The 22,400-nt window shown below is 51.4% G+C and carries 22 protein-coding genes; 9 read left to right on the top strand and 13 right to left on the bottom strand.

Annotation, left to right across the window (positions count from 1 at the left end; genetic code table 11):
- Window positions 1-59: 59 nt before the first annotated feature.
- Window positions 60-365 (top strand): hypothetical protein, encoded by a 306-nt coding sequence (locus tag I2H39_RS00400; RefSeq protein ID WP_195625537.1) that lies wholly within the window; start codon window positions 60-62, stop codon window positions 363-365.
- Entirely contained in the window at window positions 362-1,813 is a 1,452-nt protein-coding gene (locus I2H39_RS00395) for a DUF2079 domain-containing protein (RefSeq protein ID WP_195625536.1), read from the top strand. The genes I2H39_RS00400 and I2H39_RS00395 overlap by 4 nt, the downstream gene beginning before the upstream one ends.
- A 92-nt stretch (window positions 1,814-1,905) precedes the next feature.
- Here I2H39_RS00395 and I2H39_RS00390 read toward each other — a convergent pair whose 3' ends face one another.
- Together I2H39_RS00390 and I2H39_RS00385 are read right to left on the bottom strand one after the other, a co-directional pair.
- Entirely contained in the window at window positions 1,906-2,151 is a 246-nt protein-coding gene (locus I2H39_RS00390) for a hypothetical protein (RefSeq protein WP_227146867.1), read from the bottom strand.
- A gap of 98 nt (window positions 2,152-2,249) precedes the next feature.
- Entirely contained in the window at window positions 2,250-3,299 is a 1,050-nt protein-coding gene (locus I2H39_RS00385; protein WP_227146864.1) for an FUSC family protein, read from the bottom strand.
- Window positions 3,300-3,515: 216 nt separating this feature from the next.
- On the opposite strand from I2H39_RS00385, the gene I2H39_RS00380 reads away from it, so the two are divergent.
- Window positions 3,516-3,950 carry a MarR family transcriptional regulator gene (locus I2H39_RS00380; RefSeq protein WP_195625535.1) on the top strand — a complete coding sequence of 145 codons (435 nt, stop codon included), beginning with the start codon at window positions 3,516-3,518 and terminating at the stop codon, window positions 3,948-3,950.
- 68 nt (window positions 3,951-4,018) lie between these two features.
- Here I2H39_RS00380 and I2H39_RS00375 read toward each other — a convergent pair whose 3' ends face one another.
- A complete protein-coding gene (locus tag I2H39_RS00375; protein ID WP_195625534.1) occupies window positions 4,019-7,489 on the bottom strand; it encodes an ATP-binding protein in 3,471 nt (1,156 codons plus the stop codon).
- A 79-nt stretch (window positions 7,490-7,568) separates the two neighbouring features.
- Window positions 7,569-9,656 carry an EAL domain-containing protein gene (locus I2H39_RS00370; RefSeq protein WP_138307280.1) on the bottom strand — a complete coding sequence of 696 codons (2,088 nt, stop codon included), beginning with the start codon at window positions 9,654-9,656 and terminating at the stop codon, window positions 7,569-7,571.
- A 167-nt stretch (window positions 9,657-9,823) separates the two neighbouring features.
- Between I2H39_RS00370 and I2H39_RS00365 the strand changes: the two genes are divergently transcribed.
- Genes I2H39_RS00365 through I2H39_RS00355 form a run of 3 tightly spaced genes read left to right on the top strand, consistent with a single transcriptional unit; the run spans window position 9,824 to window position 11,589 of the window.
- On the top strand, window positions 9,824-10,144 hold the full coding sequence (locus I2H39_RS00365) for a PadR family transcriptional regulator (protein WP_195625533.1): 321 nt from the start codon (window positions 9,824-9,826) through the stop codon (window positions 10,142-10,144).
- A complete protein-coding gene (locus I2H39_RS00360; protein WP_195625532.1) occupies window positions 10,137-11,096 on the top strand; it encodes a DUF1700 domain-containing protein in 960 nt (319 codons plus the stop codon). The genes I2H39_RS00365 and I2H39_RS00360 overlap by 8 nt, the downstream gene beginning before the upstream one ends.
- On the top strand, window positions 11,089-11,589 hold the full coding sequence (locus I2H39_RS00355; protein WP_195625531.1) for a hypothetical protein: 501 nt from the start codon (window positions 11,089-11,091) through the stop codon (window positions 11,587-11,589). The genes I2H39_RS00360 and I2H39_RS00355 overlap by 8 nt, the downstream gene beginning before the upstream one ends.
- 134 nt (window positions 11,590-11,723) lie before the next feature.
- Here the strand turns inward: I2H39_RS00355 and pepT are convergent, their stop codons facing one another.
- From pepT to I2H39_RS00310, 9 genes are all read right to left on the bottom strand, one after another.
- The gene (gene pepT / locus I2H39_RS00350; RefSeq protein WP_195625530.1) at window positions 11,724-12,962 is read right to left on the bottom strand and encodes a peptidase T; all 1,239 of its coding nucleotides are present in this window, start codon (window positions 12,960-12,962) and stop codon (window positions 11,724-11,726) included.
- Window positions 12,963-13,046: 84 nt separating this feature from the next.
- Complete coding sequence (gene hisIE / locus I2H39_RS00345) at window positions 13,047-14,360, bottom strand: bifunctional phosphoribosyl-AMP cyclohydrolase/phosphoribosyl-ATP diphosphatase HisIE (protein WP_138307290.1); 1,314 nt, start codon at window positions 14,358-14,360, stop codon at window positions 13,047-13,049.
- A 26-nt stretch (window positions 14,361-14,386) separates the two neighbouring features.
- On the bottom strand, window positions 14,387-15,106 hold the full coding sequence (hisA, locus tag I2H39_RS00340) for a 1-(5-phosphoribosyl)-5-[(5-phosphoribosylamino)methylideneamino]imidazole-4-carboxamide isomerase (protein WP_195625529.1): 720 nt from the start codon (window positions 15,104-15,106) through the stop codon (window positions 14,387-14,389).
- A gap of 12 nt (window positions 15,107-15,118) precedes the next feature.
- Window positions 15,119-16,090, bottom strand: coding sequence for a hypothetical protein (locus I2H39_RS00335; RefSeq protein ID WP_240305456.1), 972 nt, complete (start codon window positions 16,088-16,090; stop codon window positions 15,119-15,121).
- A gap of 31 nt (window positions 16,091-16,121) precedes the next feature.
- The gene (gene hisB / locus I2H39_RS00330; RefSeq protein WP_195625527.1) at window positions 16,122-16,709 is read right to left on the bottom strand and encodes an imidazoleglycerol-phosphate dehydratase HisB; all 588 of its coding nucleotides are present in this window, start codon (window positions 16,707-16,709) and stop codon (window positions 16,122-16,124) included.
- Between the two features lie 15 nt (window positions 16,710-16,724).
- Window positions 16,725-18,017, bottom strand: a complete 1,293-nt coding sequence (gene hisD / locus I2H39_RS00325) for a histidinol dehydrogenase (RefSeq protein ID WP_195625526.1) — start codon at window positions 18,015-18,017, stop codon at window positions 16,725-16,727.
- A 22-nt stretch (window positions 18,018-18,039) separates the two neighbouring features.
- Complete coding sequence (gene hisG, locus I2H39_RS00320) at window positions 18,040-18,693, bottom strand: ATP phosphoribosyltransferase (protein ID WP_138307300.1); 654 nt, start codon at window positions 18,691-18,693, stop codon at window positions 18,040-18,042.
- 23 nt (window positions 18,694-18,716) lie between these two features.
- Window positions 18,717-19,982: an ATP phosphoribosyltransferase regulatory subunit gene (gene hisZ / locus I2H39_RS00315; protein WP_195625525.1), complete on the bottom strand. Its 1,266-nt coding sequence runs from the start codon at window positions 19,980-19,982 to the stop codon at window positions 18,717-18,719.
- A 114-nt stretch (window positions 19,983-20,096) separates the two neighbouring features.
- On the bottom strand, window positions 20,097-20,630 hold the full coding sequence (locus I2H39_RS00310) for a Holliday junction resolvase RecU (protein WP_138307304.1): 534 nt from the start codon (window positions 20,628-20,630) through the stop codon (window positions 20,097-20,099).
- 198 nt (window positions 20,631-20,828) lie between these two features.
- On the opposite strand from I2H39_RS00310, the gene I2H39_RS00305 reads away from it, so the two are divergent.
- From I2H39_RS00305 to I2H39_RS00295, 3 genes are read left to right on the top strand one after another with little or no spacing between them, the layout of a single operon-like run.
- Window positions 20,829-21,128, top strand: coding sequence for a hypothetical protein (locus I2H39_RS00305; protein ID WP_195625524.1), 300 nt, complete (start codon window positions 20,829-20,831; stop codon window positions 21,126-21,128).
- 44 nt (window positions 21,129-21,172) lie between these two features.
- Window positions 21,173-21,667: an RNA polymerase sigma factor gene (locus I2H39_RS00300; protein ID WP_195625523.1), complete on the top strand. Its 495-nt coding sequence runs from the start codon at window positions 21,173-21,175 to the stop codon at window positions 21,665-21,667.
- Window positions 21,642-22,382: a hypothetical protein gene (locus tag I2H39_RS00295; protein WP_195625522.1), complete on the top strand. Its 741-nt coding sequence runs from the start codon at window positions 21,642-21,644 to the stop codon at window positions 22,380-22,382. Before I2H39_RS00300 ends, I2H39_RS00295 begins: the two co-directional genes overlap by 26 nt.
- Window positions 22,383-22,400: the final 18 nt, after the last annotated feature.

Here is a 22,400-nt window from a genome sequence, read left to right as displayed (position 1 = left end):
TGACATCTTTACATTTACCAATGGGATGATTACTATACAGTTTAAAGGAGGAGAACCCTATGATTCAAACGATGAAACACGATTCCCGGCCGCCTCTGCTCTGCTGCATTGGAAAACTGGCCATTGCCAGCTGGCTGATGACAAATACCATGTATCTTCTGTCCAGCCATGTCCCCTTTGTGACCCTGGACTTTGTAAGGCAGATTTCCCTGGAAAGCTTCCTGGGCATCTGGATTGGAATCTTTCTCTGCATGGCCATTCCCTGCGTGCTTCCCACTGCCCGCTCCCGGATTCATTTTTCCCTGACTCCAAGTGTGCTTATGTACATCGCCACCCTGATGATAAAGGAAACATTCATACTATGATAAAAACCATGGAACAATGGCTTACCGGTAAAAAGCTGCTGGTAATCCTCACCATCACGGCCGCTGCCTGGTTTTCCTTTACCGCTGTCATGACAGTGCTGCGGTACCGGCTTAATTATGCATCGGCCTATGACTTCGGAATCTTTTCACAGATGTATTACTACATGGATAAAGGTCTGTCCCCTCTGACCACCTGTGAGCGCGACGGGCTTTTATCCCACTTTGCAGTCCATCTCTCGCCTGTTTTTTACCTGCTGCTGCCCTTTTACAAACTGGTCCCCAGGCCGGAGACCCTGCTGGTGCTTCAGTCACTTATTGTCATAAGCGGGATGGTTCCTCTGTGTCTTTTGACCCGGTCATTTGGGCTTACCCGCCTGCAGACCTTGTGTTTCGGTCTTATGTATTGCTTTTACCCCGCCTTTATGGGCGGATGTTTTTATGATTTCCACGAAAATAAATTCCTGGCCGTTATCATTCTCTGGTGCATGTATTTTCTGGAAACAGGCCATTTTAAATCCTTGCTGGCCTCTGCCGTCCTTCTCCTTATGGTAAAGGAGGATGCCCCTGTTTATGCTGCCTGCATCGGCCTTTACATGTTCCTGTGGAAAAAGCAGCACCGCCTGGGAGCCATTGTCTTCCTGGCGTCATGTGTGTATTTCTGCATGGCCATCTGGTACATCAACCGGTTTGGGGACGGAGCCATGATAAACCGGTTTGACAATTTCATATCCGACAAGGGTCTGGGCTTAGTCAGCATGTTTAAGACCATTCTGGTCAATCCCGCTTATGTACTGTCCCAGATTGCAGAGAAGGACAAAATCCTGTTTTTCCTCCAAATGCTCCTTCCGCTGGGTTTCCTCCCCTTCATGACCAGGAACTGGCAGAAATGGACCCTGCTCATTCCCTTTGTACTCATCAATCTCATGTCCAATTATAAGTACCAGCACTCTGTCTACTTTCAGTATACCTATGGTTCCGGGGCCCTGCTCATCTATCTTGCATTGGTAAATTTCCGGGATATGAAGAAAACATCCAACGGAATACGCAGGAAGCATTCCGGATATAAGAGCTGGTTTCCGGGCGCTGTCTGTGTCTGGGGCCTGCTGTGCGGCCTTATTCTCACCGGAAACGTAATGTACGCCAAGTCAAACTATGCCGGCCTGTATCAGCGCCACCGGGAGGAGGCCGCCCAGGCCAGAGCCCTTTTGGAACAGATTCCACAGGACGCCTCTGTAAAGTCCTCCACCTTTTTCCTGCCGCAGCTTTCCATGCGGGATGAAGTCTATCTGCTCACAAGCAGGCATGGGGCTGATTATATGGTGGTGGACCTGAGAAAGGGATATGAAAAAGACCTGGAACAGCTGCTGGACAGCTGCCATGAACAGGGGTATGAGACAGCAGGAACCGTGGACGGTTATGTGGCCCTTCTAAAGCAGGACCCTGAATAGCCGTCCTCCGGCCATTTCCATCGGTCCGGACAATTTCCTCCAGCAGCGCCATGTCGATTGTGCTGCCTGTTTGGCTGATTTCGAAGCAGGCGTTAGAACGCCCATCTGTGCCCCTTTGGCAGGCATTCGTCACATAGCAGTTCACCGTTCACAGTGGCCCCATTGCACAGTCCTGTCACCGGGTCCTGTTTCTCCCTGTCCGTGGTCCATCCATGACATCTGGCGCATTGACCGCAGTTCATGGTCAGCGGATTGAGCAGCAGTTCGGTTGTGGACTGCCACTCTGCAACATGGCTGTCATCCAGCGCAATTCCCTCTTCCGGGAGCCTTTCCCACATTGCATTGTTCAGCTTTCTCCTCAGTTCGCGGCTGTGCGTCTTATTCGTTTTTTACATAATCCTCCTCCATTATATCAAATCCCTTGAAAGAATTCCATTTATTCGTGACATTCTTTCTCTGTTCCTTTCCCGGCATATCCCTTAAATAACAAAGGGCCCCGGGAAACCTTCATGCCCATCATACCCCTTCCAAGCTTCTGCACAAAATACAGAATCAGCACAATCCCTGCTCCGCCAGCCAGACAGAGCAGCCGGTTCTCAATGGCTGTGGATGTATCCAGCAGCACCAGGGAAGCATTGATGGCGCACACTGCATTGACTATCTGTTTGTATTTATACTCCGAGGTAAAAAAACTGATATATCCCAGAAACAATACCATGCCAAAAGCCCAGCTCTCCGGCACCAGCATGCGGAATACCACCACGAAAAACAAAATTCCCAGGACATTTCCCAGGAAACGGTGGCGTATGCGTTCCAAGGTCTCATGGTAATGGAGCTGTGTCAGGGACATTACCACTATGCTGATCCACAGGGGCTTTTTCAGGTGAAGTACCATGCCAATGAACATGGCTGCCGCTATTCCCACGGACATCCTGAGGATATAGCCTTTCCTGACCGTGCAAAGCTGTATCTGTTCTTTTAAGCTGCGTCCGTCCTTTCCATGTCCGTTCCAGTACCATTTTATGACCGTGGTAACCGCTACCGCTGCGCCTCCTGCCGCCGCGCCTGCCAGACGTATGGGAAATGCCCCTGCCGGTACTGGCGTGGACTGGGCAAATACAAAGCACAGCAGGAAACTGATGGCCGGTTTATACATGGCCGGTTCACAGGTCAGGACCATAATAAGAAGGACAAACAGGAAATCAATCCCAAGCGCTGCTGCCGGCGGCATCAATGCGGTCTGTCCGGCCAGAACACAGCCGCAGTATAATCCAATGATGATTCCGGCCATGGTTACTGGCTTCACCCCGATATACCCATCCGGGAACATGGTCATGCCCACACCGATTGCCACCCCCGGAAGCACATTCTGCACACCAAATATGGATTGGAATACAAATACAAAGGCCAGGTTAAATGCAAAACGAAGGGCATTTTCCACGGCCTGTTCCCATAAAGTCATCTTTTTCTTTTCATTTTCTGCCATTCTTATCCTTCTTCCTCTTGATTCTGCTTTAAAAATGTTGTAAGCTGAAAGCAGCTATAAGTACATTTCAATTGATAGTCCACTTTAGTTTACTAATTATTATAATCATATCCCACCTGTTTGTCAATGACCGCATAAGGCAGCTTTGGGGCACAGCTTTGTACTCCTGCTTTATGGCTGCCGGGCGGATGACCACAGATGGGACCGGAGGATTTTATGGATAACAAAAATTTTACCGAGGAACTGCTCCGTCTGCTTCCCTACTGGCATTATAAAATTGACAAACCCTTCAAGGCATTCATGAAGGATAAGATGAGCCTGGAAACCTACTTCTGTCTGCAGGTACTTCTCCGCAAGGGTCCCATGACCATGACGGAACTCACCCGACATTTAAATGTCAGCAAACAGCAGGCCACCAAGCTGATTGAAATCCTGTGCAGCCATGACTTTGTGAGAAGGCTTCCCACGGAACATGACCGCCGCTGCATCATCATAGAGGTAACAGAACGCGCCAAGGATTATATGGCAGACAAGATTTATAAGGACACCTCATTTGTGGATAAACTGGAGCAGGAACTTGGGTCTGAGGATATGGGAAGGCTGGAACAGGCTGTCCTGACACTGTCGGATGTACTTTCCAGGCTGGGCTGATGCGGCCGGACATGCTCTCCTGACTGGGCTGATGCGGCCGGACACGCTCTCCTGGCCGGGCTGCACGGTCAAATATGCTCCCTGGCGCCAATCAACTGCCCCAGCGTCTTTAACAGTACATCCACCTCTATGGGCTTGGAGAGATGGCTGTCCATGCCGTTTCTCAGGGATTTCTTCATATCCTCGTCAAAGGCATTGGCTGTCATGGCAATAATTGGCACAGTCCTGGAATCCGGCCTGCCAAGGGTACGGATTCTCCGGGCTGCCTCCATTCCATCCATAACCGGCATACGGATATCCATGAGGATAGCATCATAGTAGCCGGGACACTGTCCGGCGAACCGTTCCACTGCCTCCATTCCATTGACAGCCGTCTCAACTGAAAATCCGCTCATCTCCAATATTTCCTTTGCAATCTCCCGGTTCATCTCGTTGTCCTCTGCCAGCAGCAGCCGCTTTCCCTCCGGATGAAACACAGTCTCATCCTGTCCCGCCTGTTCCGTGAGCTTCTTTTCCTCATTCTGTGCATACGGCAGGGGTATGGCAAAGAAGAATACAGAGCCCTGTCCCGGCCGGCTGTCCACTTCCAGGCTTCCTCCCATCAATTGTACCAGACGGCTGGATATCGTCAGCCCCAGACCCGTGCCTCCATAATTGGAAGACGTATCGCTGTCTGCCTGCTCAAAGGCATTGAATATACGTCCCTGTGCCTCCCGGCTGATGCCGATTCCTGTATCAGACACGGAAAAATGCAGCACTGTCTCCCTTTCTGATTGCTGCTCCTGCCATATCCTAAGGGTAATGGTCCCACCCCTTTCCGTGAACTTGACTGCATTTCCCAAAAGATTCACCAGTATCTGGTTTAACCTTAATTCATCTGCATATACAGCCGGTCCCATGGCAAACTGGTTGTCAACCCAAAGGCCAATGCCCTTTTCAGATGCCTGTGGGCGTATAAGAAAGTCCAGGTTCTCCACAATGCGGTCAATATTTACAGGCGCCGGATGAATCTCCAGTCTTCCGCTTTCAATCCTGGACATATCCAGCACATCGTTTATCAGATTCAGCAGATACCGGTTGGCTGCTTCGATTTTATTCAGGCAGTCCATGGTCTTTGCCGGATTGTCAGGTACTGCCTTGGCAATGATGGTCATACCTGTAATTGCATTCATGGGAGTACGGATTTCATGGCTCATCCGTGAAAGAAAATCCGTCTTGGCCCTGCTCACAGCATCCGCCCTGGCTTTCAGTATAAAGGACGAGATAATTTTGGTCAGCTCGCTTAACAGCCTTCTCTCTGCCTGGGTCCAGGAATGTGCCTGGGCCACCTCAAAGCTCATGGCTCCCACACACTGGCCATAATTCCATATAGCCGCATGCAGGATACTCTCCATATGTGTTCTGCTGGTTATGATGCGCTGCTGGCACAGCCCGTCCGCATCATACGCCCTGTAAATAGCCTCCAATTCCTCCTGTGTGATATACCGCGGCTTTTCCGGCAACCGGTCAGAGGGACGGCGTATCCACTGGTACATGGGACGGCAGCTTAAATAACCGGAATCCATTTCCACAATGAGAATCCGGTCCAGCCCGCATACCTTGCCCACCCTGGCCAGCAGAAGCAGGATGGCATCGTCCAGATTCCTGGACTTACCCAACAGGTCCAGGGCAAATACAGTAAGGTCTTCCCGGATGACGTCAGGCCGGTCTATCTTATTAATGGTATGGCTCTGAGGGTAAATCTGGGTCAGCAGTCGCCCCACCTCATTGGAGGTTTCCATGTAAAATGCAGCCTGACCCTTCCCATGCTCCTTTGCATACTTAAGAGTACTCTCTGCACAGCGGTAAAGGCCGCTGTACTCATCTGTCACCGAGGTCATGCAGATTCCGATGCTGGCTGATATCTCCAGGTCGGGATTGCATCCGGCTGTCAGTTCATGGATATTACCGGCCAGTTCCGCCCCCAGGCTGCCGGCCCTGTCCCTTGGACAGTTTCCAATAAACAGCATGAATTCATCTCCGCCCAGACGCACAAGAATATCCTCAGGCGCAGTAAGTGTCCTCAGGACATCCGCGGCATCCTGCAGGATTGCATCTGCAAACACCTGTCCCTCTTTCTCATTTATCTCCCTGAACCCATCCATATCCAGGAGCATCAGGGCGCATTCCTCATCCGGTGATTTACCGGCCAGGTACTCCCTCACCTTGCCGATTCCGGCTGCGCGCTTGTAAAGCCCGGTCAGTCCGTCCCGGCTGCGGGCGTCTTCCAGGGCAAATTCCTTCTCCTTTTCAGACTGGATGTTGGTTATCTTGCCAATGACACGCGTCACCTTATGTGATTCATCCTGAACCGGGGTTCCTGTAATCTTTACCCAGAATTTCCGGCCGCCGCCGGTCATGGAATCAAACTGAAGCTCTGCCTCCCTCCACGCACCGCATTCTAAAATGGCACGGAAATAGGAAAAACCCGGCTGCCCCATAATATCCAGCACATGTTTGTCCATGAACCGGTCAATGGTATACTCCTGCCGGAGCCTGTCCCCTGCTTCAGGCAGGTCCTCCAGGCTTCCAAAGGCTGAATATGTATCGGAGTCCACATCGTATTCATAGACTATCACGCACGTATTTTCCAAAGCAACATGAAACCGGTACCGCTCCTTTTCCAAGCGTCTGGTCTGCTCCCTCCACTCCCCGTATATCCGGTTAAATGCCCTGGCAAATCCCCTTGTCTCCCTGGCGCCCATGGGCATAAGGGCGGCAAATCCTTCTCCATCCATCATTCCGAGGGTACGCGTGTAGTGGGAGAAGGGGCGGATAATCAGGCAGTAAAACAAAATGGATTCAAGGCAGAATGTAAGAATCAGCCCTATCATGAGATATCTGGCAGCGCTCAGGTTATCCCCTGTCCGCCGGACGGTTTCCTCCAGCTCTGCCTCCTTCCGCTCCCGCAAAAGCCTTCGAAAGGACGTGATATCCCTCTTGATTCCCTCCTTGGCAGAGGTATACTCCTTCCCAAAGATATACCCGGCCGCCAGCTCCTGCTTCTGCGCGGAGGAAAGGGACTCTTCCCCATTTTCATACAGTACATCCCTTATGCGTTCCGGCATCTGCTCCCGGTCCATGCCCAGACTGTCGGCCCTGAGCCTCATGGCCCACGCCTCTCCCTCCATCAGCCGGTCGGAATTATGCTTGGCCCGGTCCACCAGGGCCAGCTCCTCTTCTGTCAGTGAAAGGGAGCCAAGGGTTTCGGCTGCCTTGTCCCGGTTTCTCGCTTCCCTGGCTTCATTCCAGTAATTTTCCAGATGTGTTTCATCCCCTGTGACAATAAAATGATATGCCTCATTGGTCAGATAGTCCGATGCATCTGCCAGACGCTGCCCCTCCTTTTCGCACATCCTCCGGTTCATCTCTATCTGCGTCTGCGCGCGCACCAGACGGTCCGCCTCCTGCATCCTGGCGCCAAAAAGAATCATGATGACTGCCATCAGGACAAATATCATCACGGACCATAAATTTATATTAAATCCTTTTTCCTTCATACAGGACTCCTATATCCTTATCAATTTTATCTGTTGTGCCCGTGGCTGCAGTTCAGGTCAGCCCCGCCGCCCGTATACCCTAAAGACCTTTAACATATTCAATAAATTCCTCCAAAGGCAGGGGCCTGCTGTAATAATAACCCTGGTAAATACTGCATCCCAGCTGTTCCAGAGTCTGAATCTGCTCCGGTGTCTCCACGCACTCAGCCACTGTATTGACTCCCAGAATCCGGGACATGTTCATGATATTGCCCACCAGCTCGCATGTCTGGGTATGTTCGGGCAGGCGCCGAATCAGGGAACCGTCAATTTTCACCTCATCGTAGTGGGATGAATTCAGATAGTTAAGGGAACCATGCCCCATTCCAAAGTCATCCATGCTGATGCGGACACGTGACTCTCTCAGCTTCTCCAGCTGGCGTTCCAGATTAGGTCCTGGATTCAATGCCACCTGCTCGGTCAGCTCAATGGTCAAATCACTGCCCTCCACACCGGCATCCTCCAGAATCTTCAAAACCTGGTCTGCAAAGGACGGGTCCTCCAGCTCCAGAGGAAGTATGTTCACGGAAAAGGATACAGGGTGTCCTGATTGTGCCCGGGCCGCCGCCATATCCCTGCAGGCCTTCTCCACAATATACATGCCCAGCGGGCCGATAAAATCCCCCTGGACAGCCAATGCAATAATAAGAGGGGGATACACAAAGCCCCGGCCCATATAATTCCACCGCAAAAGCGCCTCGCATCCATAGAGGGTACCGTCACGGTTCACCTGGGGCTGGTAGTAGAGTTCCAGCTCCCCTTTGGACAGGGCATACTCCAGGTCCGAAGCCAGCAGCTTGGCTGTCTGCTGGTTTTCGTAGGTATTCCAGCGGAAATCCCTGACCCATACTGAGTGTTCGTCCTCGTTCATGGATGATTCCAGCCTCTTGATTTTTCCCAAAAATTCCCGGTCCTGGACCAGCTCGCTATGCCTGATAAAAGGAATGTAAATCAGGGTCCCCACCGCCAGATTAAAAGCCTGAAGCAGGCTTCCGGTTACACTCCCGGTTGCCAGGTAACCGCTGGCCAGCACAGGCACGGTCCACTCCACACTCCTGGAGGCCACCGGCACCAGCCCGGACCACATGGCAAAGCTGCTTATGACTGACAGCACCATGGGTGTCAGAATAAAAGGCAGAATCATATCCGCGCTGAATATGATGGGAAATCCAAACAATACCAGCTCATTGATATTAAAGACAACCGCTGGCAGGGACAGGCTGGCCAGCCTGCGGTTATTCTTCTTCCTTGCGGCCAGAAACAGAGCCAGGACCATGCACAGGGCGCATCCGCTGCCCCCGATGAACACAAAGGTGTCCAGAAATGTCTTGCTGAACACATGGGTGGGCACCAGCCCCTGGGCCGCCATGGCCTGGTTGGCAGCTACCTCTGATTCAAACAGCCTGCGGGATACTGCCTCCAGTGTATTGGTCCCATGAATACCGAAAAACCAAAGCACATGGGACAGAAGAATATATAAAAGCATGGAAAACAGACTGTTTCCCATCTGGCCGAACAGCTTAAGAAACAGGTAAGAGCCGAAATTCATGATATTCACGTCGTCAAATGCCAGACTCAGAACCAGTCCGGCAAAGCCGCACAAGCCAATGGTGGCAACGGCAGGAATCAGGCTCTGCATGGAGGCATTAAAATTATAGGCCACCCCCATGGTGTACAGGTGGCGGAAACCCTCCACCCACCGGTAGATTCCGGTCAGAAGAAAACAGCTGAGCAGGGTAATGCATATGGCGGTAAAGCTCCACTCCGGTCCCCAGATAGCCACACCGCCTGACGGATAGGAAAAGGCTATGAACGCACACAGGGCCACTGCCGGGAAAAAAATGTGGGTATTCTTATATACCGTCTGATCTTCCCCGTAGGAATACGATATCATCAGTGCGAAAATAAAGGAAAGAGAGCCAAAGGTAGCCTGGTATATGGCCATGAGCAGAAGCTTTACACTGCCCCCTGCCAGATTAGGCAAAAGCTCCTGCCAGGCCCTCAGCGGAAACTGCATGATGACCATGGAAAAGGAGCCCAGAATCAAAAACGGTATGGTCAGCAAAAGTCCCTGACGCACTGAAAAAATATAGATATTTTTATTGAGAAATTGGCGTATTCTCTCCATGTCTCCCCTCCCCTGAGGTCTCATTGATTCCCAAAAACAGTTATGCTATCATTATACAGGCTTTGGAAAGATTTGTTAAGGAAAAGTTAAGTATTAATTTTTTTATGGTACTTGACAATGCATAGTAGTGTGTATAATATAGTAATCACAAGGAGGGGTTAATGACCATGAATCCACAATTTAAAAAGGGGGTCCTTGAGCTGGTGGTACTGGAATCAGTCCGAAAAAGAGACATGTATGGCTACGAACTGGTAGAGGAAGTATCCAAAGTCATTGATGTCAATGAAGGGACCATCTACCCCCTCTTAAAGAGACTGACCAATGAGCATTATTTTGAAACTTATTTGCGGGAATCCACGGAAGGGCCTCCCAGAAAGTATTACCATCTGACTGCCGCAGGCATTCTGTACCGGGATGAGCTGGAAGGGGAATGGGACCAGTTCCAGCAGAAAGTATGTACATTTTTAAAGGAGCATAACGATGAATAAGACGGAATTTTTAGATGAACTTAAAAACCATCTGGCTGTGCTGGAAGAAAAGGAACAGCAGGATATCCTGGAGGAATATACACAGCATATTGACATGAAGATGGAAAGCGGCCTCAGCGAGGAGGATGCCATCAGGGATTTTGGGGAACTGGGCCAGCTGGCTGCAGAGATTCTTGAGGCTTATCATGTAAACCCACATTATTACGGAAACAGTGACGTATCCCGCGGGTTTAAGGCAGGCGGCGCAGTACGGAAGGTACGGACCGGCCTTATGGGTATTGTCAGGGCGGCCGGCCGTTTCTTACATAGAATGTCTGCTGCCTGCGGCCGGAATGCCTGTGACCTGTTTATGAGGGTACGGACCTTTTTTTCACGGATTACGGCCCGCCGGCCTCATATGGTAAGCCGTTTCAGTTCAGGGAAGAAGAACGGGCTTTCCAGACAGCTGGCAGTTCCGGGGAGTGACCGGTGGTCTGACCAGAGCGCTGTTCCCAACACCGGCCGGGATACCGGCAAGGAGGATGGCATGTACGCCGGCCGGGGCCGAGGTATTGTCCGAAACGCAGTCCGGAGCATCGGGGCATCCATATGGCTGGTTCTGAAAAGCATGTTCTGCGGACTGGGTGTCTTTTTCTCCGCCTGTCTTTCCCTGGCTGTGTGGTGCTTGTTCTTCTGCCTGCGCTGGGCATGGAACGTCCTGCTTTTTATGCTGTCATTGTTCAGCGGCTGCCTCGCCCTGTTCTCATTGTATCTAATGGCGGTATTTCTGGTATGGATGGTCCAGGGCTATCCCTTTGCAGGTCCTGCCCTGCTCAGCCTTGGCTGTGTGCTCTGCGGAGGCTCCTTTTCCATTCTGTGCATAAGCCTGTTAAGGCTTCGCCGGAACACAAAGAGCACGGCTGTTTCAGATGTTTCCGGTCATAATACTTCAGAGGAGGTGCAGCATGCGTAAACTGCAGTCAGCTATGATAGCCCTGTTCTGCACAGGCGTATTTGCAGCAGGCCTGGGCACAGGAATGACATGTTCAGAGTTCACATCCTTCGCCTATATGGGTAATGCAGATGTGGAGCCTGTTGACATGAAAACCGATATATTGGAATATGACATGAGCCAGGATACTTCTCTGAATATGTTCAGGACGAACCATCTGCCGGAATCAGAGGAGGATATTGTGGCCGATGCATCTGTTCCCCGGGGAACAATCCGTTTCCAGGTCACCTATAATGCTGCCGCCATCCAGCCCTATGTGGAATTTTCAAAAGGAGAATATGTGACCATCGGATATTATGATGTATCGGATGACTTTGAACGTTTCATGAGATATAAAGACCTGTTTCTGAAGGATTTAAAGGCCAGACAGCTGCATTCCTACGAGCCCTCCGGCATCACGCAGATAAAGGTGCTGGTGCATCCGGATGACAGGGACCTGCTGCGTCTCCGGTAAATAAAGGGGAACCTTCCCCAAACTGCAGGGAGTACAATATAAAAAGGCTGGAAACGGAATCACACTTCCGCATTTCCGGCCTTTCTATTTTTAGTCTTTATTTCCGTCCTTATTTAACCTTCCTGTCTTCCCTGCTATTCTGCAAACGACCTGGCAATCTCTATGAGAAGCTCTGTTATCTTTTCCATGGACTGAACCGGAATGAATTCATACTTTCCATGAAAATTATGGCCTCCTGTGCACAGGTTCGGACAGGGAAGTCCCATATAGGACAGCCTGGCGCCGTCCGTGCCTCCCCGAATCGGCACCACAATGGGCTGAATCCCCAGCTTTTCCATGGATGCCCTGGCCTTGTCAATCAAATCCATATGGGGCTCAATCTTCTCTTTCATGTTATAATAAGAATCCTTTACCATTGCCTCCACGGTTCCGGAACCATACTTCTGGTTCATGAATCCGGCTGCCTGGACAAACAATTCTTTCTTGCGCTCAAACTTAGCCCGGTCATGGTCCCTGATGATGTAATCCATCCTGGCTTCCTCCACGCAGCCGGTCAGCCGGTCCAGATGGAAAAATCCCTCATACCCTTCTGTATACATGGGATTCTGGTCTGACGGAAGCAGTGACTGGAATTCCATAGCCATGAGCAGGGCATTTCTCATACGTCCCTTGGCTGTGCCCGGATGGATATTGGCCCCATGGACCGTCACCCTTGCGGAAGCAGCATTGAAATTTTCATACTCCAGCTCTCCCAGGGCTCCGCCGTCAACAGTGTAAGCCACATCAGCCCCAAAATCCTGCACATCAAAGCCGTCGGCTCCCCGGCCCACCTCCTCGTCCGGCGTAAAACCAATGCAGATTGTTCCGTGCTTTACTTCCGGATGCTTAAGAAAATATGAGGCCATGGTCATAATTTCTGCAATACCGGCCTTATCATCTGCTCCCAGCAGTGTGGTCCCATCCGTGGTAATCAGGGTCTTGCCCTTATATTCCTTTAAATCCGGAAAGTCCCCGGTCCTCATCCATATGTCCTGTTCCCTGTTCAGACATATGTCCTGTCCGTCATAATCCTGGATGAACTGAGGCTTCACATCCCTGCCTGAAAAGGAAGGAGCCGTATCCATATGGGCGATAAAGCCCAGGGACAGCGCTTTCTTTCCCTGCTCCAGATTGGACGGAATACACGCATATACGTATCCCTGCTCACTCATCCTTACCTGGGAAGCCCCCAGCTCCTCCAGTTCCCGGACCAGCCTGCGGGCCAGCTCAAACTGCTTCTCCGTGCTGGGAATGGACTCCCTGTCATCCTCTGACTGGGTGTCATATGAAACATATTCCAGCAATCTTCCTGTAACCTCCGATACTTCTGCCACCTCTCCATTACCTCCTGCTCTATTTCCTGCCAACCTTTTTATGAAATCGCCGCAGCCTGTCAAAACCATACTTTGTTCCGGCTGCTAACGGTTTGCCAGTTCCTCTGTGATTTCCTCCCATGTTATGCCGCGGTCCGCCATGAGCACCATCATGTGGTAGAGAAAATCAGAAATCTCATATTTGATTTCTTCCGGATTGGGATTCTTGGCCGCTATGACGATTTCCGTGGCCTCCTCCCCCAGCTTCTTAAGTATTTTATCGATTCCCTTGTCAAACAGATAATTGGTGTAGGAGCCTTCCTTGGGATGCTCCTTACGGTCCAGTATGACCCCAAATACCTCCTCAAATACCTTTAACGGATTGGTTTCCTTATATTCCTTCTCCGCCAGGGTGGTAAAGAAGCAGGACCGGTTCCCTGTATGGCAGGCAGCTCCCACCTGCTTCACCGTTGCCAGGATGGTGTCATTATCACAGTCAATCTTCAGGGATTTTACATACTGGAAATGACCGCTTGTCTCGCCCTTGAGCCACAGCTTCTGCCGGCTCCTGCTGTAATAGGTCATCCTTCCGGACGCCAGAGTGGCCTGGAATGATTCCTCATTCATATAGGCCATCATCAGCACCTCCATGGTCTTATAGTCCTGGACAATGACAGGCATAAGCCCGCCGCTTCCCAGCTTGAAGTCCTTCCATTCCACAGAGCTCTCAAAGGTGTCCGTGACAATGCCGGCACCTTTTAAAATCTGCTTCAGCTCCATCACCTTGTCCACAGAGTCCTCGGCCAGGGTCAGCACAGCGCCTTCCACCTGGGGACAGCCCAGGCTCAGCTTCAAATCCCCTGCCATCTCCTGGACGCTTTCATGCCCGCCACAGAAAATAAGGCTTCTGCAGGATATCTCGCCGATTTCCCCCAGCTCAGCCAGGGAAGGAACCGGTCCTGAAGCCCTGCATATCATCACGGATGCACCCAGCTGAATGTATTCCTCCACCCGGTTCAGATAGGACAGGTCCGGCATATAGGCATATATCTTTTCACTGCCAAACCGGTCCGCTGCCTCCTTCATCATATCCACATTGTCTTCATAGCTCACATCCAGGAATACGGCGCTGGCCCCTGCATAGAGATATTTCTTCACATCCTCCAGACGCCTGATTCGTCCTCCTGCCAGTATGGGTTCGTCCACAGTACGGGCTGTTTCCTTGATAGCGCCGATAACAGCCTCATGGTCCTCATCTGAAAAAGAACGGTCGCAGATAAATATTTCATCCGCCCCATTGTCACAGGCTGTCCTGGCAAGGTCTTCCAGCCTGCCCTCATACTCAAGCTTTCCGTTCCAGGAAAATGTCTTTCCATTCCTGTAACCAAATCCCATAATCAGCTTCTTGCAATCAGTCATTTAAATCTCTCCATTTTCTCTGGTACTTAAGCCTCATAAAGCTTCACGGCCTCGGCAAGGTCAATCCGGTTCTCATATAGGGCCTTTCCGATAATGGCTCCCCTGATACCCGCCTCATGAAGGCGTTTTAAATCCTCCATACAGGATACCCCGCCGGAGGCTATGATGTCAAGTCCTGTATCCTCTGTAAGCTTCCTTGTGGCCTCCACATTGGGGCCTGACAGCATGCCGTCCCTGGATATGTCGGTATAGACAATGTGCTTGACGCCGTATTCCTTCATGGTAAGGCACAGGCTGGAGGCGGTGAGGGCGCTGACTTTCTCCCATCCCTCCACGGCCACCATGCCGTCCCTGGCATCCACCCCGGCCACAATGGCATCCTCGCCGTATTCCTTTACCATATCCCTGAGGAATTCCGGGTGTTCCGCTGCCTTGGTTCCGATGATGACACGCCTGACCCCAAGGCCCAGCATACGCTCCACCGCTTCCCCGGAACGGATGCCGCCCCCAAGCTCAATGGGGATGGAGATTGTTTCCGCAATCCTCCGTATGGCCTCCTCATTGACGGAATAACCTGCCAGCGCGCCGTCCAGGTCCACCAGGTGCAGGAAGGACGCACCCTTCTCCTGCCAGTAAGCAGCCACCTTTTCCAGGGCGTCCGAGTATATGGTGATATCCTTAAATGCCCCCTGTCTTAACCGGACACACTGTCCGTTCTTCATATCGATTGCCGGATATAACTGCATATGAATCTCCTCTTATTCTGATATTTTCTCCATGTCTCCATGCTCCGGGGACAAGGAACATCCCTGCATCCCAATCCGCCGGTTAATCTCCCCGGCAAGCGCGGCTCCATACGTCCTGCACTTTTGCCCCGCTGCCAGGATATGGGCAGTCCCGTCCTCTGTCACCCCGATGACCATGCCTGAGCTGTATTCCGCCTGCTGCAGCCGGGCATAGGACACTGCCTCAAACTGATATGAGGCGGAAATGATGAAATGTTCCGTGAGATATACCCTCATACCCTTTATATACGCTCCGGCTCCAGCCAGCTCCCTGTCCGCTTCCGCCAGTTCTTCATAACGCCCTGCCAGCCGCCTGTCCTGGCCCTTCAGTCTCCTGCGGTATAAGATACCGCAGAAAACAGCTCCTGCCAGAAGGACTGCCGGTACCGCATAAAACAGCAGCCCCATGGGATACTGCTCCAGAAATGTCCTGGGCTCTGCATCCAGATAATAGTTTCCAACAATACCCGACATTTCCTCCATGGTCATGGGAATCTGGGTTTCCTCCCACATCAGGCTGTAGGATTCCCTTGCATATCCCATAAGCTCTGACTGAATGGGTTCCCCAAATCCATAGACATCCACAGGGGCCGGCGGCTCCAGAAGACCATCGCTGTACGTGTATTCCATCAGCTCCTTCAGATTTTCCGGCAGCTCCCCTTTCATAGAAATAATATAGGGGCGGAACATGAAATCAAACCCAAAATAGTACTGTTTTTTGCTCTTTACATGCTCCACAAAGCTGTCTGTCAGATACTGGAGCCGGACATAGCTGTACCCCTCCGGCCCGGAGACATCAAAGAGAACCGGTGCAGCCAGCTCCTCCTCATAATTTTGTACGGCCACCCTCTCCAGGAAAAAGCCGGACAATGCCGCCGACAATCCCAGAATCAGGCACAGGACCAGGGCATAGAGCCGTATATCCAGATAACGGAGCATTGTCATCTTCCGGGACAGGGAGGGCATACCGCCCACGCTACAGGCTCCCCTTGGTGGAAAGCACGCCCGACAGACGGGGTTCCGCCGCAGCCGCGCCGTCCAGGGCCTTGGCAAATGCCTTGAAGGCAGCTTCAATGATATGGTGGTTGTTACTCCCTGAAAGCTGCTTTAAATGAAGGTTCATCTCTGCTCCATAGGAGACAGCGTAAAAGAATTCCCGTACCATTTCAGTCTCCAAATCCCCCACCTTTTCCCGGTCCAGAACCAAATCGTAAACCAGGTACGGCCTGCCGCAAAGGTCCAGGGCGCAGAGCACCAGGGATTCATCCATGGGCAGGATTTGGGAGCCGTAGCGCACAATGCCCTTCTTGTCCCCCACTGCTCTGCGGATGGCCTGCCCCAGCACGATTCCCGTATCCTCGATGGTGTGGTGGGTATCCACCTCCAAATCTCCTTTGACCGTAAGCTCCAGGTCAAAAAAGCCATGGCGGGCAAAGCTGTTTAACATATGGTCAAAAAACCCTATGCCTGTGCTTATGTTTCCTTTACCGGAACCATCCAGGTTAAGGGTCATGGATATCTGCGTCTCATTGGTGTCCCGGGTAATGGATGCAATCCGTTCCATATTCGTCATACCTCCCTACTGTTCAAAACGCACTCTGACAGAATTTGCATGGGCTGTCAGGTGCTCTGACTCGGCAAATGCCTCTATGTCCTTATGGGCCGCCTCAAGGGCCTCCCTGGAATAATAGATGATGCTGGATTTCTTGATGAAATCATCCACGCCAAGGGGCGAGAAGAACTTAGCCGTCCCGTTGGTGGGCAGGATGTGGTTCGGGCCTGCAAAGTAATCTCCCAAAGGCTCCGAACTGTACTCCCCGATAAAGATGGCGCCTGCGTTCTGAATCCTGGTCATGACCTCAAAGGGGTTTCTGGTCACGATTTCCATGTGCTCCGGCGCAATGCTGTTGGCTGTCTCCACTGCCTTTTCCATGGATTCAGCCACCAGGATATAACCGTAATTGTCCAGGGACTTTCTTATAATATCACTGCGTGACAGCACCTTCAGGAAACCATCCACCTCATCTGACACCTTTACCGCCAGTTCCATGCTGGTGGTTACCAGAATGGAGGATGCCAGCTCATCGTGTTCGGCCTGGCTTAAAAGGTCGGCTGCCACAAAGCGCGGGTTGGCGCTGTCATCGGCAATCACCAGGATTTCGCTGGGGCCTGCTATGCTGTCAATGCTCACATGGCCATAGACAGCCTTTTTTGCCAGGGCAACAAAGATATTGCCCGGACCCACAATTTTATTCACCCTGGGAATGGAGGCCGTGCCAAAAGCCAGGGCAGCCACTGCCTGGGCCCCGCCTGCCTTATAGACCTCTGTGGCCCCTGCCATGTGGGCCGCTGTCAGGGTCACCGGATTCACCTTTCCGTCCTTTCCCGGCGGCGTCACCATGGCGATGCGCTTCACTCCCGCCACCCCGGCCGGGATAATATTCATCAGAACAGAGGACGGATAAGCCGCCTTGCCGCCCGGCACATAAACACCCACACTCTCTAAGGCAGTCACCTTCTGGCCCAGGATGGTACCGTCGGGCTGGGCATCAAACCAGCTGTTCTGCCTCTGTTTTTCGTGATAACGGCGGATATTGTCCATGGACCTCTCCATGACGTTCAAAAGGTCCGGCTCCACCTGTTTCATGGCCTCATCGATTTCCTCCTGTGTCACCCGTATGCTGTCCGCATCCAGCGACGCACCGTCAAACTGCTTTGTATACTCGAACAGCGCCTCATCTCCCCTGGCCTTCACATCGTCCACAATGGCCTGGACGGTCTGGGTATAGCTGTCGTAATGATTGGGGTCCCGCTTTAACATGTCCGCCAGAATATTTTCCATGGACTTATTGTCTAATGTCACGATTCTCATGTCTTACATTCCTCCGTTTTCCTTACTTCTTTGCATGCTCCTTAAGGTATGCCTGGAATTTCTTGATAATGGCCGTGATGCGTTCATTTTCAGTCTTCATGCTCACCTGGTTCACCACCATCCTGGCGGACAGGCTGCACACTTCCTCCAGCACCATAAGCCCGTTCTCACGCAGGGTGGAACCTGTCTCCACGATATCCACGATTACCTCGGACAATCCCACGATGGGGGCCAGCTCAATGGAGCCGTTGAGCTTGATGATTTCCACGGTCTGGTACTTCTGGTTGTAAAAATAATCCTTTGCTATGTTAGGGTACTTGGTGGCCACCCGGATTAGCTCATGGTGTTCCAGCCGTTCCCTGGCTGATTCGGGTCCGCAGACACACATCCTGCACTTTCCCATGCCAAGGTCCATAACCTCGTAGAGCTTGCGGCCCTCCTCCAGTATGGTATCCCTTCCCACAATGCCGATGTCTGCCGCCCCGTATTCCACGTATGTAGGCACATCATTGGCCTTTGCAAGGAAAAACCGGACTCCCAGGTCCTCGTTTACAAAGATAAGCTTTCTGGACGCCTTATCCTTCATCTCATCGCAGGAAATGCCGATTGCCTCAAACATCTCCATTGCTTTGTTCGCAAGCCTTCCTTTGGCTAGCGCTATGGTCAAATATCTCATCTTTCTTCACGGCCTCCCTGCATTTACTCGTAAGCGGTGATGGGTATCTGGTCCATATTCCCGTTCACCGTATCCATGGCTGTCACTGTGGTCCCATCCCCCTTAAGGTACAGGACATTGCGCATGCCCCGCTGCACTGCCATGGCCTTGTAATCCTCCACCGGCACCAGTTCCTTTTTCTTCATGGACTGGACAGCCATCCCCCTGTCCCTGAAATAGCTGCCCAGCCACAGGGCCTGGTCCCTGGCCGATGTCTCATAGAGTATCACCGTATTCACCAGCGTCACCGGAACATCAATCTGCTGCCTGGAAAGGGCTGCCATCAGCTGGTCCACCACAATCACAAATCCCACCGCGGGCGTATCCTTCCCAAACTGCACCAGCAGCTTGTCATACCGGCCTCCGGTGACAATATAATCCCCGGTCCCATAGGTATAGGCCTTGAAAATGATTCCCGTATAATACTGGTATTTGCTGAGCATACCCAGGTCGTAGGACACATAGGCTTCCAGCCCCCTGCTCTCCAGAATGGAGTGGACCTTCTCCAGCCTCTCAATGGCAGCCAGGGCTGCGGGATTGGAGGTAAGCTTCTTTGCCTCCTGCATCTGCTCCAGGGAGCCAAACAGTTCCGGCAGCTTCAGAAATGCCTGCTTAAGCCCCTCGTCCATGGACTGGTTCTTAAGCAGCCCCTCCACAGCAAAATAGTTTTTATTTTCAATGTACTGGTTCAGCTCCTCCTCCACATCCTCTTCCAGTCCGGCCTCCTTAAGAAGGCTCCTGTAAAATGCCACCTGTCCCAGTTCCACCTGGAACTCCTTAAGTCCTGCCTGCCTTAAGCTGTCAATGACCATGGCTATCATCTCGGCATCCGCGTCCTCGGAATCATCCCCTATCAGCTCAGCCCCTGTTTCGGCCCGTTCCTTAAGGCGTCCCTGGTAGCTGCTGTTATTCTTAAAGGTGCGTTCCAGATAGCACAGCCGCAGGGGCATATCATCGTCCATAAAATACTTGGCAACGCAGCGGGCAACAGCCGGCGTCATATCCGGCCTCAGCACCAGGGTGTTGTTATCCCTGTCAAAGAACTTAAACATCTCCCTGTCCGGCACGCTTCCCCTGTCCTTGCTGAAAATATCAAAATATTCAAAACTCGGAGTCTGGATATGCTCATATCCGTACAGGTAAAAGGTGTCCAGAATCTTTTCCTGAACTGCCAGCTTCTTCCTGCATTCCCCGTTATAACTGTCCTTTACGCCCTCCGGCGTATGAATCAACCGATTATTCCCTGCCATCCTGTTCCCTGCCTTTATGCTTTTTCGTCCACTTTCACCCTTGTTTACTTTCTTATGGTAAAGTGCTAATTCATTAACGTGATTGTTCCATTATAGAAGAAATTCATGGGGCTGTCAATCAGATTTTTCCAGGTCTTTTTGTATTTCCTCCAGATAGTGTACCAGAAAGCCTGCGTGGGAACGGACCCGCCAGCTCTTGTCCACCTCGTCGTAGGTAAAGCTCTTTCTCCCCCCGTCCTCCATCCGCTTCCAGAATCCTTCTATCTGCTCAAAAGGCAGATAATATATCTCGTCCAGGCCGGTAAAATAGAGGATGATAAATGCAATGCCGCCCTGTTCCTTAAATTCCCGCATGAACTCAATCTGGTGGGGATGGATGTTCTGAAGAGGAAATGTCTTTACCGCGCATTCCTTTGCATCAAAACACACCGGAATCCCCTGTACCGCCCCGATATAGTCCACTGTACTCTTCTGGTCAAAATAGGCCAGGGTGATATGGCGGCTGGATTTATCAATTTCTATGGGAGTAATGGGAGTCGGTATCTTCTGTATCAGCGCCAGCTTCTTCTCCCTGTACATATCGTTGGTGTGGTTAATCAAATCTTCAAGGGTGGACCCCCTTAAGCCTCTGGAATTCCAGGTACCCATGTCATTTCATTCCTTTTTATGTATTTCAGATTGTATGTTTAAAGCCTGTACATTAGGTAAGTATATCAAAATCACGGAACTTTCACAAGCGTATTGCCCGGCCGGAAAAATATTTAAAAAGGATTTCAAATTGTTGAAAGGATTCTCCCCTGCCAATCGTATTAATAGTGAACCAATTAAAAAAGGAGATTGAAATACATGAAAATCAGAACTATAATGACAGCAGCAGCCACAGGCATCCTGTTAACCGCAGCAGGAAGCAGCCTTGCATGGGGCGCTGACTGGACCTGTCCCAGAGGATATGCGGATTGTACGGATTATGAATACTGCAGGAGCCACGAACATGGTGACTGTGACGGCCACTGGACCGAGGACGGGGACTGGGTATGCCCGGACGGGAACCATGGGCGCACATCTCCCTCCGGCGCCTCAGGATACGGCTGCCACAGCGGAAACGGGCATCATGGCGGACGTGGCTGCGGTTCGCATCACAGATAGGAAAAAAGTACTGCAATGGACAGTATCAGACACATGGAGCAGCTATGCGGCAGGAATCAGATGTAGAGCAGACAATTGGACAATACGCGGATATGGTAAAACATATCTGCTTTGTCTATATGAAAAATGAAAGTGACACAGAGGACGTGTTTCAGGATGTGTTTTTGAAATACGCCCTTTTTTCTGAACCCTTTGATTCTGAAGAACATAAAAAAGCATGGCTGATCCGGGTGGCCGTGAACCGGTGCAAAGATTTGCTGCGCAGCTTCTTCCGGACACACACCTGCTCCCTGGAAGAAGCCATGTCCATGGCTGACACGGAGCGGCCGGACCTGTCCCATGTGCTGGAATCCGTGATGAAGCTGCCCGGTAAATACAGAATCATTGTCTATCTGCATTATTACCAGGGCTATTCAGCTGTGGAGATTGCTGGTATCCTACATAAAAACGTCAATACCATATATACACATCTGTCAAGAGCGAAAGCCGAGCTTAAAAAAATGCTGGGAGGTGATGAGGGTGAAACAGAATATACATGATGCATTTGATACAGTTGCCTGTAATGAAATGTTGAAGGAACAAACCTGTGACTATGTGCTAAAACACATGGGCCGCAGCAGAAAACCGGCCTCCCGCAAAATGAAGTGGGCCGTATCTCTTGCCTGTTTTCTGCTCTTTGCCACCAGCGGCCTGGGCGGCTACAGCCTGTACTACACAGAAGCAGCCGTCATCAGCATTGATGTGAATCCCAGCATTGAGCTGGACATTAACCGCTGGGGTAAGGTGGTGGACCAGACCACTTACGGGGAGGAGAGCGACACCGTCCTCCGGTCTCTTTCGCTTAAACATCTGGAATACGAGGAAGCGCTGGCGCTTCTGCTGGGCAGCGATGCCATGCAGCAGTATCTGAAGAACGGCGCCCTTGTATCCATCACCCTGGAGACAAAAGACGGCAACCACCAGATGCTCTCAAGCCTTCAGGAATGCGTGGACACGGCCTTAATGCAGTGCCACGGCGTAAAGGCAGAGTATGCAAGCGTGGACAGCCATATGTGCGAGGAAGCCCACCAGCACGGAATGTCTCTGGGCAAGTATTATGCCATTCAGGAACTCCTTACCGCGGACCCCCAGGCTACGCTGGATGAATTTAAGGATAAATCCATGAAGGAGATAAAGGGGCACACAGAATCTTTCGGCAGTGAAACGGGCTGCCGGGATACCGGTTGCCACCAAAAGGAGCATCATCACCATTAAAGCCAGTTTCATAATTCA

This window comes from Clostridium sp. 1001283B150225_161107_B6 (assembly GCF_015556325.1).
In the GTDB taxonomy this organism is placed as follows: domain Bacteria; phylum Bacillota; class Clostridia; order Lachnospirales; family Lachnospiraceae; genus Enterocloster.
The sequence above is the reverse complement of the archived record's forward strand: the minus strand, read 5'-3'. Positions and strand labels throughout refer to the sequence as shown.